Origin of the sequence: uncultured Porticoccus sp., assembly GCF_913061305.1 — a bacterium.
In the GTDB taxonomy this organism is placed as follows: Bacteria; Pseudomonadota; Gammaproteobacteria; order Pseudomonadales; family Porticoccaceae; genus Porticoccus.
Genome location: NZ_CAJXST010000001.1, coordinates 43555 through 62071, shown reverse-complemented (window position 1 = coordinate 62071; position 18517 = coordinate 43555). Strand labels below are relative to the sequence as shown.

19 protein-coding genes are annotated in these 18517 nt (G+C 53.7%); 12 read left to right on the top strand and 7 right to left on the bottom strand.

Going from position 1 to position 18517, the window contains the following annotated elements:
• The first annotated feature begins 64 nt into the window (after window positions 1-64).
• Together QZ516_RS00315 and secB are read left to right on the top strand one after the other, a co-directional pair.
• Window positions 65-565 carry an acetone carboxylase subunit gamma gene (locus QZ516_RS00315; protein ID WP_297184695.1) on the top strand — a complete coding sequence of 167 codons (501 nt, stop codon included), beginning with the start codon at window positions 65-67 and terminating at the stop codon, window positions 563-565.
• Between the two features lie 269 nt (window positions 566-834).
• Window positions 835-1278, top strand: coding sequence for a protein-export chaperone SecB (gene secB / locus QZ516_RS00310; protein ID WP_297184693.1), 444 nt, complete (start codon window positions 835-837; stop codon window positions 1276-1278).
• Window positions 1279-1437: 159 nt separating this feature from the next.
• Here the strand turns inward: secB and QZ516_RS00305 are convergent, their stop codons facing one another.
• The 5 genes from QZ516_RS00305 to QZ516_RS00285 are packed head-to-tail and all read right to left on the bottom strand — an operon-like array spanning window position 1438 to window position 6650.
• Window positions 1438-2172 (bottom strand): 16S rRNA (uracil(1498)-N(3))-methyltransferase, encoded by a 735-nt coding sequence (locus tag QZ516_RS00305; protein WP_297184691.1) that lies wholly within the window; start codon window positions 2170-2172, stop codon window positions 1438-1440.
• The gene (gene metF / locus QZ516_RS00300; protein ID WP_297184689.1) at window positions 2165-3010 is read right to left on the bottom strand and encodes a methylenetetrahydrofolate reductase [NAD(P)H]; all 846 of its coding nucleotides are present in this window, start codon (window positions 3008-3010) and stop codon (window positions 2165-2167) included. Before metF ends, QZ516_RS00305 begins: the two co-directional genes overlap by 8 nt.
• Before the next feature lie 48 nt (window positions 3011-3058).
• Entirely contained in the window at window positions 3059-4432 is a 1374-nt protein-coding gene (ahcY, locus tag QZ516_RS00295; RefSeq protein WP_297184687.1) for an adenosylhomocysteinase, read from the bottom strand.
• Between the two features lie 27 nt (window positions 4433-4459).
• The gene (gene metK, locus QZ516_RS00290) at window positions 4460-5614 is read right to left on the bottom strand and encodes a methionine adenosyltransferase (protein ID WP_297184685.1); all 1155 of its coding nucleotides are present in this window, start codon (window positions 5612-5614) and stop codon (window positions 4460-4462) included.
• A 31-nt stretch (window positions 5615-5645) separates the two neighbouring features.
• Window positions 5646-6650, bottom strand: a complete 1005-nt coding sequence (locus QZ516_RS00285) for a metalloregulator ArsR/SmtB family transcription factor (RefSeq protein ID WP_297184683.1) — start codon at window positions 6648-6650, stop codon at window positions 5646-5648.
• A gap of 149 nt (window positions 6651-6799) precedes the next feature.
• Between QZ516_RS00285 and tkt the strand changes: the two genes are divergently transcribed.
• The 6 genes from tkt to QZ516_RS00255 all read left to right on the top strand — a co-directional run bounded on the left by tkt (window position 6800) and on the right by QZ516_RS00255 (window position 13538).
• Complete coding sequence (tkt, locus tag QZ516_RS00280; protein WP_297184681.1) at window positions 6800-8794, top strand: transketolase; 1995 nt, start codon at window positions 6800-6802, stop codon at window positions 8792-8794.
• Window positions 8795-8833: 39 nt separating this feature from the next.
• Window positions 8834-9856, top strand: a complete 1023-nt coding sequence (locus QZ516_RS00275) for a glyceraldehyde 3-phosphate dehydrogenase NAD-binding domain-containing protein (protein ID WP_297184679.1) — start codon at window positions 8834-8836, stop codon at window positions 9854-9856.
• Between the two features lie 35 nt (window positions 9857-9891).
• Window positions 9892-11061 carry a phosphoglycerate kinase gene (locus tag QZ516_RS00270; protein WP_297184677.1) on the top strand — a complete coding sequence of 390 codons (1170 nt, stop codon included), beginning with the start codon at window positions 9892-9894 and terminating at the stop codon, window positions 11059-11061.
• 88 nt (window positions 11062-11149) lie between these two features.
• The gene (fba, locus tag QZ516_RS00265; protein WP_297184675.1) at window positions 11150-12214 is read left to right on the top strand and encodes a class II fructose-bisphosphate aldolase; all 1065 of its coding nucleotides are present in this window, start codon (window positions 11150-11152) and stop codon (window positions 12212-12214) included.
• A 102-nt stretch (window positions 12215-12316) separates the two neighbouring features.
• Window positions 12317-12547: a DUF2798 domain-containing protein gene (locus QZ516_RS00260; RefSeq protein ID WP_297184673.1), complete on the top strand. Its 231-nt coding sequence runs from the start codon at window positions 12317-12319 to the stop codon at window positions 12545-12547.
• Between the two features lie 16 nt (window positions 12548-12563).
• Window positions 12564-13538, top strand: a complete 975-nt coding sequence (locus QZ516_RS00255; protein WP_297184671.1) for an alpha/beta hydrolase — start codon at window positions 12564-12566, stop codon at window positions 13536-13538.
• 66 nt (window positions 13539-13604) lie between these two features.
• Here QZ516_RS00255 and serA read toward each other — a convergent pair whose 3' ends face one another.
• The gene (serA, locus tag QZ516_RS00250; RefSeq protein WP_297184669.1) at window positions 13605-14834 is read right to left on the bottom strand and encodes a phosphoglycerate dehydrogenase; all 1230 of its coding nucleotides are present in this window, start codon (window positions 14832-14834) and stop codon (window positions 13605-13607) included.
• Window positions 14835-14921: 87 nt separating this feature from the next.
• On the opposite strand from serA, the gene QZ516_RS00245 reads away from it, so the two are divergent.
• The 4 genes from QZ516_RS00245 (at window position 14922) to QZ516_RS00230 (ending at window position 18069) form a co-directional block, all read left to right on the top strand.
• Window positions 14922-16337 (top strand): FAD-binding oxidoreductase, encoded by a 1416-nt coding sequence (locus QZ516_RS00245; RefSeq protein ID WP_365332417.1) that lies wholly within the window; start codon window positions 14922-14924, stop codon window positions 16335-16337.
• 205 nt (window positions 16338-16542) lie between these two features.
• Entirely contained in the window at window positions 16543-17220 is a 678-nt protein-coding gene (locus QZ516_RS00240) for a fumarylacetoacetate hydrolase family protein (RefSeq protein ID WP_297184665.1), read from the top strand.
• Window positions 17221-17313: 93 nt separating this feature from the next.
• On the top strand, window positions 17314-17793 hold the full coding sequence (locus QZ516_RS00235; protein ID WP_297184663.1) for a peroxiredoxin: 480 nt from the start codon (window positions 17314-17316) through the stop codon (window positions 17791-17793).
• Window positions 17794-17850: 57 nt separating this feature from the next.
• Window positions 17851-18069, top strand: coding sequence for a DUF1653 domain-containing protein (locus QZ516_RS00230; protein ID WP_297184661.1), 219 nt, complete (start codon window positions 17851-17853; stop codon window positions 18067-18069).
• Between the two features lie 49 nt (window positions 18070-18118).
• Here QZ516_RS00230 and QZ516_RS00225 read toward each other — a convergent pair whose 3' ends face one another.
• Complete coding sequence (locus QZ516_RS00225; RefSeq protein WP_297184660.1) at window positions 18119-18403, bottom strand: hypothetical protein; 285 nt, start codon at window positions 18401-18403, stop codon at window positions 18119-18121.
• Window positions 18404-18517: the final 114 nt, after the last annotated feature.

Here is an 18517-nt window from a genome sequence, read left to right as displayed (position 1 = left end):
GGCGGCCACTCCGGTGGTCCGCTCCATCACTTGACGAATTGACAGAATATAAGAGAGTTTAGTTATGTCTAATTACACTAAGAAGCAGGTTAGTGACCTGGTCAAAGGCACTTTGGACTGGGAAACAGTTCACCTGATGCTGTCCATGCCGAAAGACAAAGATCGTTATAAACTGTACATGGAAGTGCTACAGGAAAATGTCTCCTATGACGACAAAATCCTTCTGGCTGTTGGTCCTCACCTGAATATTGTTGAGTCAGCCAAAGACCAGGAAATCATCATCAAGTGCGACTGTGGCCACGAATTCGGTCACTACAGCAAAAACTGGAAGCTTGGTGCGTTGATTTATGTGCGCGACAGCGTCGAGAAGATGAAGGAAGTTTATCCAGAGCTGATGGCTCCGGACACTAGCTGGCAGGTATATCGTGAGTACTACTGCCCGTCGTGTGGCATTATGCACGACGTGGAAGCACCCACTCCCTGGTATCCTGTTATGCATGACATCGAACCAGATCTGAAGACTTTCTTCGAATGGTTGGAAATGCCTGCACCGGCTAAAATCTAATGGTGCTGGGTCCCGGCCTTTGGCCGGGACCTTTTTTTATGCCTGATGCAAAAACTTTAGTACTAAATTTCTATGTTAAATGCCCTGACTGTTAGATTCTTGGTTGGCGGGCAAATGTATTTACACACTTCCTTTCATACCACCTGAAACTCGATCCGAATAGTATTGGGCCGGTTAGACCATTCATAAAGATATCGAAGACGCAATAAACAGGCTGCGCATGTGTGTTTTGTGATCTGGTATCCTGTACGACATACAGAGGAAAAATTATGTCTCAGAATGAGAAAGCGCAAACGACTCCACATTTTTCAATGCAGAAGATTTATCTGAAAAGAAATGATTATGAAGCACCCAATCCCTCTTCAGTGTTTAAAGAGGATTGGAAGCCAGAGGTGACTTTGGATCTCGATATAAAAGACCAAAAATTAGAAGATGACCGGTATGAAGTCATTCTGTCGATTTCTATTACGGCAAACAATGCAGGCCAAGTTGCGTTTCGTTTGGTGATCGATCAGGCAGCATTGTTTCTAATTAGCAATTTTCCAGATGAACGCCTTGAAGAGGCATTGGGTTCGGCATGTCCGGCCATTATGTTCCCTTACCTGCGCGAGACAGTGGATCACATGTTATTGAAAGGTGGTTTCCCGCCATTAATGTTGGCCCCCGTCAATTTCGATGCACTGTACAGAGAGAAAAAGGCAAAACTCAATTGAGGACTGTCGAGGGATTAGCCTCACGTTTTATTGTCTTGTTATAGTTTCTTTGGAATACGATGTCGCTAACGCTGATCAGAATTTCTGGTCAGCGTTTTCTCGCTGATCTGAAAGGCGGGTAAATACCTGTGCGATCCCATAGCTGGTGCAGGTGGGCTTCTAGAGGAAATCTCCCCAAAGGGATTGCAGCAAAGTTATTGCGACGATGGGCGCTGTTTCGGTCCGCAAGACGCGAGGACCTATTGCTAGCGCTTCAAAACCACTCTGCAGCGATGATGCAATTTCAGCGTCTGTGAGTCCGCCCTCCGGTCCTATCAGTAACGCGGTGCTATTAATCTGCTGGCTGCGGAGGTCAGTAACGGTTTGTTCACTGCGGTGATGCAACACAAGCTTTTTGTCTGTAGATAAAGGCTGAGCCCAGAGACCGGGGGATGTCGGGGCATTAATGATGGGGGGGATGTTTCTGCAGCATTGCTCACAGGCATTAATGGCTATCCTTTGCCAGTGGCGGATTTTTTTGTCAGCGCGATCACCCCTCAGACGCACCTCCGTGCGCTCAGTAAAAAGCGGAGTAATTTCAGCAACACCAACTTCCGTTGCTTTTTGAATAACCCAGTCCATGCGGTCGCCGCGAGACAAGCCTATGCCGAGGGAAATATACAGGGGTGATTGTCTATTGGTGTCTGTAAAACCGGTGATGAAAGCGCGGGCATGTTTACCGGTAGCTTGACCTAGTGTGGCGTTATATTCCCCTCCGGTTCCATTAAAGAGAACAATCCCTGCGCCCGTTTTGAGTCGCAGCACGACCGTTAAATGATGGGCACTGTTTTCCTCAAGCACTATTTCAGTATCTACTGCCAGAGATTGATTGGTGAATACCCTGATATCACGCATCTGTTATGGGAAATCCCAAATTACGGCATAAGGCTGTGCAGGTATCAGCCTGGTTCATGGTATAAAAATGTAAACCGGGTGCACCGCCCGCCAAGAGTTTTTCGCAAAGCCGGGTGACAACATCAAGCCCAAAAGCGCGAATACTGGTGGTGTCAGTGCCATAGGATTTCAGTTGCTGTCTAATCCAGCGGGGCACATCAGCACCACAATTATCTGAAAAACGGATCAGGTTCTGATAGTTGGTGATAGGCATAATACCGGGGATTATCGGGTTCTGAATCCCCGCTGCCAGACACTGATCGCGGAAATAAAAATAAGCATCAATGTTATAAAAATATTGCGTAATACCGCGGCTCGCCCCTGCCGAAAATTTTTGACCGAGCCAATAAATGTCTTTCTGGTAGTTTTCGGCCTCGGGATGAATCTCCGGATAGGCCGCCACAAGCAATTCGAATGTATCGCCAAAATGTTCACGAATAAACTGAACCAGTTCATTGGCATAGATGAGTTGTGCTGCGCCGCCCATGCCCGAGGGCAAATCACCACGCAGGGCTACGATACGGTGTATGCCTGCTTCGCGGTAAGTTTCCAGCAGGGATAAAACCGACTGCTTGCTGTCTCCGCCAAAGGATAAGTGTGGCGTGGCATTTGAACCGGCCTGGGCTATTTCAAGGACGATATCCCGGGTGTAGTCGCGAGTGGAACCTCCCGCACCATAGGTCACAGAGAAGAACTCCGGATTGAATCGGGCCAGCTGGCTGTGAACCAGGCGCAGCTTTTCGCGCCCTTCGGGGGTTTTCGGTGGAAAAAATTCAAAACTTAAATGTCGATCATTCATGGCTGATCAATAATCCCTGAGGCGATGATAAGTGTGGTGGTGTAGTAATCAATAACGGTAACTGTCTTCCTTGAATGGACCGTCCATGGGCACATTGATATAGGCGGCTTGTGTGGGCTTCAGTTTTGTCAGTACGCCGCCAAAGCCAGAAACCATATGGGTGGCCACTTCCTCGTCCAGTTTCTTGGGTAATACCTCGACGCGCAACAACGCCTGTCTTGTAGGCTGGTCGCAGTCGGCAAATTTTTGCTGGTATAAGTGAATTTGGGCCAGAACCTGATTGGCAAAAGAACCATCCATGATACGACTTGGATGACCGGTGGCATTACCCAGGTTGACCAGTCGCCCCTCAGAGAGCAGCAGCACATGGTCATTGGTGCCACGGTCTCGATAAACCTTGTGTACTTGGGGTTTGATTTCTTCCCACGCCCAGTTTTTGCGCATGTAGCTGGTATCGATTTCATTGTCAAAATGACCGATGTTACAAACCACGCAGCCGGACTTCAGTGCGTGAAGAATATCGGCATCGCAGACATTGTAGTTCCCGGTACAGGTGACCAGCAGATCTGTTGTCGCCAACAGCGCTGAATTAACGCCATTCTCGGGATTTCCTTCAAGGTAGGGAGAGACGACCTCGAAACCGTCCATACAGGCCTGCATGGCGCAGATCGGGTCTATTTCGGTAACCTTGACGATCATGCCTTCCTGGCGGAGCGACTGGGCGGAACCCTTGCCCACATCACCGTACCCGATCACCAGCGCTTTCTTGCCAGACAGCAAATGGTCGGTGGCACGTTTCAGCGCATCGTTGAGGCTATGGCGACACCCGTATTTATTGTCATTTTTCGACTTGGTCACGGAGTCATTGACATTGATGGCGGGTATTTTCAGTTCACCCTTTTTCAACATCTCGTAGAGACGATGCACGCCGGTTGTGGTTTCTTCGGTAACGCCGTGCACACCCTTGAGCACCTGGGGAAACTTTTCATGAAGCATGGCGGTGAGATCACCGCCATCATCCAGAATCATATTCGCTTCCCAGGGGGAACCCTCCTTGAGGATTTGCTGTTCCAGGCACCATTCGTACTCTTCTTCTGTTTCACCTTTCCAGGCAAAAACCGGTGTACCGTTTGCTGCAACAGCTGCTGCAGCGTGATCCTGGGTGGAAAAGATATTGCAGGATGTCCAGCGCACCTGGGCTCCCAGTGCTTCCAGTGTCTGGATCAGTACGGCTGTCTGAATCGTCATATGGATGCAACCGAGAATTTTTGCGCCAGCGAGGGGCTGTTCTGCACGATACTTTTCTCGCAGTGCCATCAGTGCCGGCATCTCGGTTTCAGCAATGGAAATTTCGCGGTTACCCCACTCGGCGAGGGAAATGTCCGCAACCTTGTAATCGTTCTTGATGGCCATGTTTGTCATAGTGAATTCCTGTTTGTTAAATGAGAATTACAGAGCGCGTTTCAGGCTTTCAGCCCGATCGGTTCTTTCCCAGGTAAAATTATCAAGCTCGCGACCGAAGTGGCCGTAGGCGGCTGTTGGCCGATAAATTGGGCGTTTGAGGTCGAGCATTTCTATCAGGCCCTGGGGTCGCAGATCGAAGTTTTCGCGGATCAGTAGTGCGATTTCGTCATCCGTCAATTTGCCCGTGCCAAAACTGTTGACGCTGATCGACGTGGGTTCAGTCACGCCAATGGCGTAGGAGATCTGAATTTCGCAGCGATCGGCCAGCCCGGCAGCGACAATGTTTTTTGCCACATAACGCCCGGCGTAAGCGGCCGAGCGATCAACCTTGGAAGGATCTTTGCCGGAGAAGGCGCCGCCACCGTGGTGGGCCATGCCGCCATAGGTATCCACGATAATCTTCCGACCGGTGAGCCCGCAGTCACCCATGGGGCCGCCGATAATGAATTGACCGGTGGGGTTGATATGATACTGGGTGCCTTTGTGGAGCCACTCTTCAGGCAGCACATGCTGGATGATTTCCTCGCGGACGGCCTCCTGCAAATTGGCCTGAGAAATAGTGGGTGCGTGCTGTGTCGATAATACAACCGCGTCCACGGCCACGGGTTTGCCATCAGCGTAACGCAGGGTCACCTGACTCTTGGCATCGGGCCTCAGCCAGGGAAGTACACCATCTTTGCGCAACTGTGCCTGGCGCTCTACCAGTCGATGGGCGAAATAGATCGGAGCGGGCATCAGGACATCTGTCTCGTTGCTGGCATAACCAAACATCAGTCCCTGATCACCCGCGCCCAGTTCTTTCTCCTCGGCCTCGTCAACGCCAATGGCGATATCGCGGGATTGCTTGCCGATGGCATTTAATACGGCACAGGATGCGCCATCAAAGCCCACATCCGAGCTGTTGTAACCAATATCCAGAATGACGCTGCGGACAATCTCTTCCAGATCGACATAGGTATTGGTGCGGACCTCCCCGGCGATAATTGCCATCCCGGTTTTCACCATGGTTTCCACAGCCACTCTGGAATTGGGATCATCGGCCAGAATGGCATCCAGAATGGCGTCGGAGATCTGGTCGGCCATTTTATCGGGGTGGCCCTCGGAAACGGATTCCGAGGTGAACAAGTTGTAATTCGACATAGGTAGTGGTTCCTGTGCTGATTAACCTCAGCTACTTCCGATTGGGATTGGGTTTAAAAAATTGTCTCAGTTGAACCTGAAAGCCATTGCGCTGTGCCAGAAACAGGCTTTCTCCTTCGGTCAGGGCCGCAGCGGATGCCCAGCTGCTGAGATCCTCCGGCTCAAAGCCAAGCCATAGATCGCCGCAACTTTCGCGGGCCCAGCTTTGATCGTGATGACAAAGCTCCGTCACGATCAAAGCTCCACCCGGTACCAGGAGCTTGGCGAGATGTTTAAAAATCAGCGCTGGATCCGGGGTGTGGTGAAGTACCATGTTAAGGGTGATGTAATCCGGGTAGAGAGAATGCTCGACAGCAAGCCCGGTGTCGCCGTGGATAAATTGTATATTTGCCAGATTGCGTGTTTCGGCTAACTCGCGCGAGCGGTGGAGCATTTCTGCCGATAAATCCAATGCAATAACCTGATCAAAGCGCAGGGAGAGCGCAGGTAAAAAGCTGCCCTCCCCGGGGCCAATCTCAAGTACCGTGCCACGAATTCCCGGTGTCGCGTCCAGGAAATCCGTGACCGGCTCACCGTATTGATCGAAACTGGCAATCAGATCCTGATTGACGTGAAACCGGTCTGCATTCTGTTCAAAAAAAGCACTTGATGCCCGGGTCCGCTCGTCATTGACGCGCTGTATGCGTTGTTGCAATTTTAGGCTGGGTTCAGTCTGGTCAATGGCGGCAAACAGGGCGCGGTGTAATGACTGAAGTCGTGATTCGTCCGGTATCGGCGAACGCCGGTAAAAAATGCTATTGCCTTCCCTGCGGGTAGCCGTCAAGCCCGCTTTGGTGAGTCTCTTCAAATGATGGCTCATCCCGGACTGACCAATATCCAGAATTTCACTTAATTCCAGCACGCCGTAGGCGTTGTGACGCAATACCCTGAGAATATCCACCCGCAGGGGATCACCGGCCGCCTTGCAGAGAGCGGCCAGTGAGTCGGTATCTGACCCGGTAGATTCCCGGGTGGCGGATTGAAGGCTGGTCATCATGGGGGCGACTTTAACATAGCCGAATATCTATATCAAAAAAATTAGATATAGATATAGCATGCTATTGGTTGTTTACTGTGCAGCGCGAGTGCGAGAAAATAGCGCCCCTTTCGATTTCCCCCGATTTGCCCTCCAGGAGCCAGTTTCAAATGCCTTCCAGACGTGATCTAGCCAATGCCATCCGCGCCCTGAGTATGGACGCAGTTCAACAAGCCAATAGCGGTCACCCCGGTGCTCCCATGGGGATGGCAGATATCGCCGAAGTGTTGTGGAACGACTACCTGGTACACAACCCGGCCGATCCCTCCTGGGCTAACCGCGACCGCTTTGTCTTGTCCAATGGCCACGGCTCCATGTTGCTGTACTCTCTGTTGCATCTGACCGGCTACGACCTGCCACTGGATGAATTGAAAAATTTTCGCCAGCTGCATTCAAAAACGCCGGGTCATCCGGAATATGGCTATGCGCCGGGTGTCGAAACCACCACGGGGCCGTTGGGGCAGGGGCTTAGCAATGCCGTGGGTATGGCTTTTGCGGAGAAAATTCTGGCAGCCCAGTTTAACCGTCCGGGTCACGATATCGTCGACCACTACACCTACTGTTTTCTCGGTGATGGCTGCCTGATGGAGGGTATATCCCATGAGGTCAGTTCTCTGGCGGGGACTCACAAGCTGGGTAAGCTGATTGCCTTCTACGATGACAATGGCATTTCCATTGATGGTGAGGTGGATGGCTGGTTTACCGATAACACGCCGGCCCGTTTTGAGGCCTATGGTTGGCAGGTGATCCCTGATGTGGATGGTCATGATGCGGCCGCCATCAAGGCCGCCATCGAAATCGCCAGGATGGATGAAGAAAAGCCTACCCTGATTTGCTGTAAAACGATCATCGGTTTTGGGTCGCCGAACAAGCAGGGTAAGGAAGATTGTCACGGGGCCCCTCTGGGTGCTGACGAAATTTCATTGGCCCGCAAACAACTGCAATGGAATCATGGCCCCTTTGATGTGCCAGACGAGATTTATCGTGGCTGGAATGCCTGTGAAAAGGGCAGTAAGGCCCAGTCTGACTGGCAGGAGAAGCTCGAGCGCTACCGTGTTGCACACCCGGATTTGGCCGCTGAATTGATCAGACGCGTCAAAGGAGAGTTGCCGGCGACATTTATTGATCAGGCCGATGCCTATATTCACCAGTGTCAGCAAGCCATGGAGAAAGTGGCCTCCCGCAAAGCCTCGCAAAACTGTCTCAATGCGTTTGGGCCGCTGTTGCCTGAACTGCTGGGCGGTTCTGCAGACCTGGCAGGATCCAACCTCACATTGTGGTCCGGTTGCCAGGGCATCACCGCTGACGATGCGTCAGGTAACTACCTGTATTACGGTGTTCGCGAATTTGGTATGAGCGCCATCATGAATGGCCTTGTGCTGCACGGTGGCTTTGTCGTGTATGGCGCCACGTTCCTGATGTTCATGGAATACGCCCGGAATGCGGTGCGTATGGCTGCCTTGATGAAACAGCGAAGCATTTTTGTTTATACCCACGATTCCATCGGGCTGGGCGAAGATGGCCCCACCCATCAGCCGGTGGAGCAGCTCACAGCTCTTCGGGCAACGCCCAATCTACACACCTGGCGCCCCTGCGATACCGTGGAGGCAGCGGTGAGCTGGAAACAGGCAATTGTTCGCAAGAACGGGCCAAGTGCTTTGGTCTTTTCCCGACAGGGTCTGGTTCCGATGTCGCGATCCGAAGCTCAACTGAACAATATACAGCGCGGTGGTTATGTGCTGAAAGATTGCGATGGCAAGCCCAAGGCAATATTGATTGCGACGGGTTCAGAGGTGTCACTGGCCATGGATGCTGCCGGAGAGTTGAGAAGTAACGGGGTGGCGGTCAGGGTTGTCTCCATGCCCTGTGCCGAGTTATTTGATGCCCAGGACTCTGCTTACCGGGACAGTGTGCTGCCGCCTCAAGTCAGAGTGCGGGTAGCCGTGGAAGCGGGGCACCGGGATTACTGGTATAAGTATGTTGGTCTCGATGGCAGGGTGGTTGGCATGTCTACCTTTGGGGAGTCTGCTCCCGGCGATCAGTTGATGAAACAGTTTGGTTTCACCGTGGAGAACGTGGTTGAAGCTGTCAAAGCCGTGTTGTAAGCGGGATGTTGCACCCCCGGTGAAGGAGAGTTCAGCTCGATGATTCGTGTGGCAATTAATGGCTATGGCCGAATAGGCCGTTCGGTCCTGCGGGCACTCTATGAGTCCGGATCTCGCGAACGCATCCAGGTCATAGCCATCAACGAGCCAGCTGACTGCAAGACCATCGCCCACCTGACCAAATACGACTCCACCCATGGCCGGTTTCCCGGTACGGTAGAGATTCAGGGCGACACCCTGACCGTCAATGGCGATGCCATTTCGGTCTATCACCGTGAGGATATCGCCAGCCTTCCCTGGGGTGAACTGGGAGTGGATGTGGTGCTGGAATGCAGCGGCACGTTCACTGATCGTCAGACTGCCGAGGGGCATCTGCGTTCGGGGGCAAAGAAAGTGTTGTTTTCCCAGCCGGCTGAAGCAACCGTTGATGCCACCATCGTGCTGGGTGTCAACGAAGGGATCCTGACCGGTGAAGAGACGGTAATATCCAATGCCTCCTGTTCCACCAATTGCGTGATCCCGGTGATTAAAACCCTGCATCAGGCATTTGGGGTAGAGGGCGGGGTGATCACCACGATTCACTCGGCCATGAATGACCAGCCCGTTATCGATGCCTACCATCATACGGACTTGCGTAAGACCCGTGCCGCGATGCAATCCATTATTCCGGTGGACACCCAGTTGGCGCGAGGCATCGACCGCCTGTTGCCGGAACTCAAGGGCCGTTTTGAAGCCCAGGCGATGCGTGTTCCCACGTTGAATGTGTCTGCAATTGATCTTTCCATATTGCTCAACACCGACGTCGATGTCGCCACCATAAACCGGGTGCTCGCGGATGTCGCTGACACTGAACTGGCCGGTATTCTCGGTTATACCGAAGAGCCGCTGGCCTCCTGTGATTTCAATCATGATCCGCGCAGCGGTATCGTGGACGCGGGACAGACCAGGGTCAGTCAGCGGCGTCTGGTAAAAGTGCTGCTCTGGTTTGATAACGAGTGGGGCTACGCCAACCGGATGGTAGAGCTGGTGAACCACTGGCTGTCCATTTCCGGACCCAAATAACCTGAAATACTGCAAACAGAGACAGGGTAATCACCATGCCATTGAATGTACTCAAGATGACGGATCTGAACCTGGCAGGCAAACGGGTGCTGATTCGTGAAGATCTCAATGTCCCTATCCGCGATGGCGTTGTCACATCCGATGCCAGGTTGCGGGCAACACTACCCACTATTGAATTGGCGCTCCAGGCCGGTGCCACGGTCATCCTGATGTCCCATCTGGGGCGTCCGGTCGAAGGGCAGTTTGATGCCGAGTTTTCACTGCAACCGGTGGCCGATCGGTTGGGCGTTTTGCTGGGGCGAGAGATCCCGCTTGTTCGCGATTGGCAAAAGGGTGTTGAGATGGCAGAGGGGCAATTGATATTGCTGGAGAATGTGCGCTTTAACGCCGGCGAGAAAAAGGATGATGAGATGCTGGCGAAAGCCTATGCATCTCTTTGTGATATTTTTGTCATGGATGCCTTCGGCACGGCTCACCGCGCCCAGGCTTCCACCCACGGTGTTGCAATGTTCGCTCCACTGGCCTGTGCCGGTCCATTGCTGGCGGGAGAACTGGAGGCACTGGAAAAGGCACTGGCCAATCCCGCCCGTCCGCTGGTGGCTATTGTGGGAGGTGCCAAGGTTTCCACGAAGCTGACTGTACTTGAAACACTGTCTGAAAAGGTGGACCAGCTGATCGTCGGGGGTGGTATTGCCAATACCTTTCTGGCCGCGTCGGGATTACCCGTCGGCAAGTCTCTTTGTGAGCACGACCTCCTGCCTGAGGCCAAACAGTTGATGGCAAAAACAAACATTCCACTGCCCAGCGATGTGGTCGTCGCCAGTGAATTTTCCGCCTCGGCCGAGGCGACGCTCAAGGCAGTGGCGGATGTGGCGGACGACGATATGATCCTTGATATTGGTCCGGATACCATCGAGGTGTTGACCGAAATACTCAAAAGCGCAGGTACAATTATCTGGAACGGCCCGGTGGGTGTCTTTGAGTTTGACCAGTTTGGTGCCGGCACCGAGGCCATCGCCAATGCCATTGCCGGCAATGACGGGTTTTCGATAGCGGGCGGAGGCGATACGCTGGCAGCGGTTGACAAATATGGCATTGCCGACAGAGTTTCCTACATTTCAACGGGCGGGGGGGCCTTTCTGGAATACGTTGAAGGTAAAACCCTGCCCGCAGTAGCGGTACTCGAGTCGCGTGCGATCTCTTGACGCCAGGCCAATTTTTCACGGCACCCGGTGAGCGCTGAAAAGCGCCTCCCCGGCGGGAAGCAACCAAATATGATGGAAGGATAATTACATGGCACTTATTTCACTGCGACAGTTGCTGGACCATGCTGCTGAGCACAGCTATGGTGTGCCGGCATTCAATGTCAACAACCTGGAACAGATGCGCGCCATTATGGAGGCGGCCGATCAGACGGACTCCCCGGTGATCGTGCAGGCTTCTGCCGGTGCGCGCAAATACGCTGGAGCGCCTTTTTTGCGCCACCTGATTCTGGCGGCGATTGAGGAGTTTCCTCATATACCGGTCTGCATGCATCAGGATCATGGCACCAGCCCGGCAATCTGCCAGCGGTCTATCCAGCTGGGTTTCAGCTCGGTGATGATGGATGGCTCTCTTCAAGAAGACGGCAAGACACCGGCCTCCTATGATTACAATGTTGACGTCACGCGGCGTGTAGTGGACATGGCGCATGCTGGCGGAGTTTCCGTCGAGGGTGAGCTGGGGTGTCTGGGGTCGCTCGAAACTGGCCAGGCCGGCGAGGAAGATGGTGTCGGTGCCGAGGGCATGTTGTCCCATGAGCAGATGTTGACGGACCCGGAGGAAGCCGCGGATTTCGTGTCGCGAACCGCAGTCGATGCGCTGGCAATTGCTATTGGTACGTCCCATGGGGCATACAAGTTTTCCCGTCCGCCCACGGGCGATATCCTCGCTATCGAGCGAATCAAGGCGATTCACGCCCGCATCCCCAACACCCACCTGGTGATGCACGGTTCCTCCTCTGTGCCGCAGGACTGGCTGGCGATCATTAACGAGTTTGGCGGCGATATTGCGGAAACCTACGGTGTGCCAGTGGAGGAAATTGTTGAGGGTATCAAGTACGGGGTGCGCAAAATCAATATAGATACTGACTTGCGACTGGCCTCTACGGGTGCGGTGCGCCGCTTTCTCGCCAGTCATAAATCCGAGTTTGATCCGCGCAAATACCTGAAGGCGAGCACGGATGCCATGAGAGAGATTTGTGTGGCCCGCTATGAGTCCTTCGGTACGGCGGGTAATGCTGGCAAAATCAGGCCGTACAGTCTGGATAAAATGTCCGAGCGCTACCAGTGTGGCGAACTGGATCCCCAGGTCAATTAGGCGACGGTACAATGATGTCACCGTGCTATTCAGCTTTTGGTCGATTGCTCACCATGGCAATCGATAGCCGTCCACCACAGGTGAGTAGAAGAGGTGGTGCCAATGATTCCTAGAAAGTATCAGCACCTGGTGTTTGCCTTTTTCATGGCAGGGCTGATGTCCTGTCTGATGTCGCTAGTGATCAGTATTTTTAATGTCGGTCTGGTGGACAATATACTGCAGATTTGGCTTCACGCTTGGGGTTTTGCCTTTGTGGTTGCGTTCCCGGCGGTGCTGGTGGTGGCGCCCCTGGTGAGCAGGCTGGTCAGTCTGGTGATTAAAAAAGATGGGTGACACTCAGTTGCCCTGCGTGACTGACACTCGAGAGTCCTTACCCAATGCTCTGCTGGAACGCGTGGGCAGCGGCTTGTTGCCGCTGTCATTCGACTCTGAGCAGGATCGGCGGGACAAGACGCCGGACGAAATGGCTTACCTGCGTCACTACGGGCTGATACTGCCAGACTCCTTGACGGCGGTCAGGCATTGCATGGGGACCTTCGCCTCCGGCGATTTCCAGCTGGCCACCCATTACTGGTTACCGGAGAGTCCGCGTGGCACCTACCTGTTGGTGCACGGTTACTTTGATCATGTCGGGCTTTATGGCCATTTGATTCACTACCTGCTGCAGCGGGGTTATGCAGTGGTGGCATTTGATCTGCCGGGGCATGGCCTGTCCAGTGGCGAGCGAGTCAGTATCGACAGTTTTGATCGCTACGTGGATGTGTTTTCCGACCTGTTGCAAAAATGCGTGAGCAGTTTTCCCAGACCCTGGAAAGGGATTGGTCAAAGCACGGGAGGCGCTATTCTGATGAAGTATGTCATGGCGGCCAAACCCTACCACTACCCGAATGATCTCACTGCGGTCACTGTGCTGGCGCCACTCATCCGGCCCAGGGAGTGGATGAAAAGTCTGCGTACCTACAAGCTGTTTCACCGGGTACTGAAAAAAGTATCCCGGACATTCCGTCCCAATACGACCAACGAGGCATTTAACGAGTTTCTGATCAACAATGATCCGCTGCAGTACAACTACATTCCCATTGAATGGGTGGCATCAATGAAGCGCTGGACTGAGGAATTTGCCGCGCTGCCGCCCAGTGATTACCCGATAAAGGTGGTCCAGGGCGACTGTGACGGAACGGTGGACTGGCGCTATAACGTGGCGTCGATCCGCAAAAAATTCCCCAACTTTGAACTGGTATTGATCCCCGGTGCCCGGCACCATCTGGTCAATGAGGTCGATTACATGCGCGACCGGGTATTCAAGTCGCTCGGTGAGGGGTAGGCGGCAGAGTAGTGAGAAGAACCGGTAGACCCGACAGGTCGGTATCCACCGGTCTCTGGTGAGATCCTAGAACAATACCCGGCAGCGAATGGTGCCATCAATGGCTTTTAACGCCTTCAGCGCCACATCACTGTATTCCCTGTCCACATCCAGCACCACATAGCCCACGGACTCATTGGTCTGCAGGTATTGGCTGCTGACATTGATATTGTTGTCGGAAAACACATGGTTGATGGCCGTCATAACGCCCGGCACATTGTGGTGCACGTGCAACAGGCGGTGGGCACCACTGTGGGAAGGCAGCGACACCTGGGGAAAGTTGACAGCGCTGATGGTGGCACCGGTATCGCTGTACCTGACCAGCTTTTCCGCAACTTCCAGGCCAATATTTTCCTGCGCTTCCTGGGTGGAGCCGCCGATGTGCGGTGTCAGTATGACATTGTCATACTTGCGCAGTGGCGAAACGAATTCTTCCTGGTTGGACTTCGGTTCAACCGGGAAAACATCAATTGCTGCACCACCGAGTTGTTTGCTTTCCAGCCGGTCGCAGAGAGCATCAATATCCACTACTTTGCCGCGTGCGGCATTGATCAGGATGGCGCCGGTTTTCATGGCAGCAAGCTGTTCGGCACGAATCATGTTGCGCGTGGCGGGGTTGTCGGGCACATGGAGTGAAACCACATCGGCCAGTTCCAATAGCTCCCTGAGAGAACCGACCTGTTCGGCATTGCCCAGGGGGAGCTTGGTGACAACATCGTAAAACTTCACCCGCATGCCCATGGATTCGGCCATGACGCTGAGCTGACTGCCGATATTGCCGTAACCAACAATGCCGAGGGTTTTGCCCCGTACTTCGTGAGAGGCCGTGGCTGTTTTGAGCCAGTCACCGCGGTGGGCAGCGGCATTCTTTTCGGGAATGCCCCGCATCAGCATGATGGTTTCAGCAATAATCAGTTCTGCGACGCTGCGGGTATTGGAATAGGGCGCGTTAAATACCACTATGCCGTGCTCTGTGGCTGCCTGCAGATCCACCTGGTTGGTGCCGATGCAGAAACAGCCTACGCCGATCAACCGTCTGGCGGCTTCAAATACCTGGCGGTTGAGCTGGGTGCGGGAGCGAATCCCGACGAAGTGGAAGTCCCGGATCTTTTCGATCAGCTGTTCTTCTGACAGCGCCGCTTTAAGATACTCGACGTTGCTGTAGCCAGAAGCTTTGAGTGTCTCTACCGCAGAGGGATGCACGCCCTCAAGCAGGAGAAATTTGATCTTGGACTTATTGAGAGAAAAATTGACCATACACTCCTCGGTTGGGTGGCCCGTACTGCTACCTGAAAAAAAGGCGGCTATGATACCATGCACGCCCTTCGATAACTGCCCCTTTTTGTGGAGGTCCCCCAGATGACTGTCGCCCCCCCGGTCATTGAGAAATTACGTGAGATTGTCGGTCAGCAGCGTGTGTTGACGGATGAAGCTTCATTTCAGCAGTACGGTGTCGATCGCACGACTCTCTGGTCGCCGTCACCTGGCGTCGTGGTATTGCCGGGGAGCACCGAGGAGGTGCAGGCCATTATTCAGCTGGCCAATGTCGAGCGCATCGCCGTGGTTCCCTCCGGCGGTCGCACGGGTCTCAGTGGCGGGGCTGTGGCCCTGAACGGTGAGATCGTCCTGGTGCTGGACCGGATGAACGAGGTGGTGGCATTCAATGCCATTGACCGCAGTGTCACGGTGCAGGCGGGCATGATCACCCAGCAGTTACAGGCGTTTGCCGAGCAACAGGGATTATTCTATCCGGTTGATTTCGCCTCGACCGGTTCCAGCCAGATTGGCGGCAATATTGCGACCAATGCCGGCGGTATCAAAGTCATTCGCTACGGCATGACCCGCAACTGGGTGCTTGGTCTGAAGGTGGTCAGTGGCAATGGCGATATCCTCGAACTGAATCACGGCCTGGTGAAAAACAACACGGGCCTGGACTTCCGGCACCTGTTTATTGGTTCCGAGGGCACTTTGGGCATCATCACCGAGGCCACCATTGGGCTCACCCGGCCACCAAAGGAGTTGAGTGTGCTGGTGTTGGGGGTGGTGGATTTCCCCAGCATTATCGATGTCCTGAAAACCTACAACGATGGCATGGAGCTGACGGCCTTCGAATTCTTTACCCACAACGGTATGGAAAAAGTATTGGCTCACAGCGAGGTGCCCGCACCCTTTGAATCTGAAGCACCGTTTTATGCGCTGGTGGAATTCGAGGCGCTGTCCGAGACTCAGCTGGATCAAGCGATGTCGCTGTTTGAAACCTGTGTCATGGAGGGCTGGGTGCTCGATGGCGTCATCAGCCAGAGCCTCTCCCAGGCGGAGAATCTCTGGAAGTTGCGCGAGGATATGTCGGAGACCCTGTCACGCTGGAAGCCCTATAAAAATGATATCAGCGTTAATGTTTCGCGCATGCCGGAATTTCTTGCCGAGGTGGAATCACTGGCGGCCAGGGAATACCCGGACTTCGAGCTGGTCTGGTACGGCCATATCGGCGATGGAAACCTGCACCTGAACATTCTGAAACCGGATGACCTGCCCGTGGAACAGTTCGCCGGGCAATGCAGCGTGGCCAGCAAGCAGATCGCAGCACTGGTGGGGCAATTCAACGGTAGTATTTCTGCCGAACACGGCGTAGGTTTACTGAAGAAGGATTACCTCGAATACTCGCGCTCCGCCACGGAAGTGCAGCTGATGCGGCAGGTCAAGCAGGTGTTCGATCCCAATGGCATCATGAATCCGGGTAAGATATTTGATGCAGTCTGACCAGAGGTTCCACTGATATCGGATGAGAAGCCGCCGTCACAGCTCGGGTATGCGACGCGGCTTACCGTTTCGGACGGAACAGTGAAAAAGGCCGTGCCTCAAGCGAGCGGGCAGTTGAGGTATCTCACGCAAATGGTCCGCATCTGCTATATCTATCGGATCGTCAGGGGTTGGCTGGCACTCAGCGACAAAAAGGGGCTCGACGATGCATTACTTTGATCACTGTATTCATTTTGCCGACGGTCTTTCCGCGCAGATTCCCGCGGGTAAGGTGGTATGCGTGGGGCTTAACTACCGGGACCATGTCAGCGAGATGAACAGCCAGCCCGGCGCCGAGCCGGTGCTGTTCCTGAAGCCGTCGACGGCGCTGGCATCTCTGGAACAACCGATTGCGATACCGACTACCCTGGGTGCCTGTCACCATGAGATAGAAATGGCGGTGCTGATTGGCGAGCAACTGAGCCAGTGCAGTGAACAGGAGGCCGACGCTGCAATTGCCGGGGTTGGTGTGGCGCTGGATCTCACCCTGCGCGAGCTGCAAGCACAACTCAAACAGAAAGGGCTTCCCTGGGATAAGGCCAAGGCCTTTGATGGGGCCTGTCCCGCCTCCGCTTTTGTGGATCGCGCCCGGGTCGCCGATCTGCAGGACGTGCAAATACGATTGACGGTCAATGGTGACTTGCGCCAGCAGAGCAGTACCGCCATGATGTTGACACCGGTTGCGCAACTGATCGCCTATATCTCCGGCTTTTTTACGCTGATGCCTGGCGACATTGTTCTCACCGGCACGCCCGCCGGCGTTGGCCCTCTGGCCCCCGGTGACCAGCTGTTGGTAGAGCTGGGCGACCTGATTGCCGTGTCCACCGAAGTGGTGGCACGCTGATAGGTGGTATCCGGCGTTCCATGCCGAATCCTTTCTCTTTTCGGTTTTGTGTGCCGGATCAAATTTTCTATTATGGATAATAAAGGTGTAGTTATGACTATTTCTGTTGGCGACACTATCCCCGCTTTGACCCTCAAAACTCCGGGTGAAAAGGGACCGGAAGATATCACCACTGATCATATTTTCAAGGGTAAAAAGGTTGTGCTTTTTGCCGTGCCGGGGGCATTTACCCCCGGTTGTTCTCTCAGCCACCTGCCGGGCTATGTGACCAACGCGGATCGCATCAAGGCGAAAGGAGTCGATACCATTGTCTGTATGGCGGTCAATGACGCTTTTGTGCTGGGTGCCTGGAGCAAAGACCAGAATGCCGACGCGCTACTGATGCTGGCCGATGGCAACGGCGAACTCACCAAAAAACTGGGTCTCGAGATGGATGCCACTGGTCACGGCATGGGCATGCGCTGCCAGCGGTTTGCCCTGGTTGCAGAGGATGGTGTGGTGACTCATCTGGCGATAGAGCCTGAGGGTAAGGTGGATGTCAGTGCCGCAGAAAAGACCCTCGAAATCCTTTAGTTTAAGATCCTCTAGGCCAAAGTTCTCGGGTTCAAAGTTCTTTGGAGTGACGGGACATTGATTCCGCTGGGGCGTTACCGACATTTCAAGGGTAACTTGTATGAGGTGACCGGTTTGGCCCGTCACAGTGAAACCGGTGACTGGCATGTGGTCTATCGGCCACTTTATGGCGAGAGCCAGCTGTGGGTTCGTCCGCTGGCCATGTTCGACGAGATGATCGAACGGAGTGGGGTAACGATGAAGCGGTTTGAATTCGTGGGCTTGTGCAGCGAATAGTGTTGCTGCCCCCGAAGATGGCCGTTAACGGAACTCCAGGCTCTGCCAGTCAGTGCCTTGGCAGCCGTGGACGACCGTCAAAATAATCGGTGCGGCGAATCAGCTCATCGGTAATCGCATCAATAAAAGCCGCTTCCAGATCACAGCCGGGTATTTCCGAGATACGCAAAATTTCCCAAAGCTTGGTGCTGGACAACATATCCACCCGGGTATCAGTCCAGTGGTAAATGCGTTCGCCGGAGCCGGTTACCTCAACAAAGAAGTTGGCGGCCTGTTCGCGCATCAAGTTATTGATAGACGGTTCGTTCGGTTTTGTTTGTTGTACCTTATTCATGGCTTTTTCCTTTTCATTTCTTTTCATATTCGCTGACGAGGCTAGCAAGCCTCCATGTCAGAAAAATGAATTTGCTGTGACAAATTGATGTCACTACAGCCAGGTCGGCCAGTC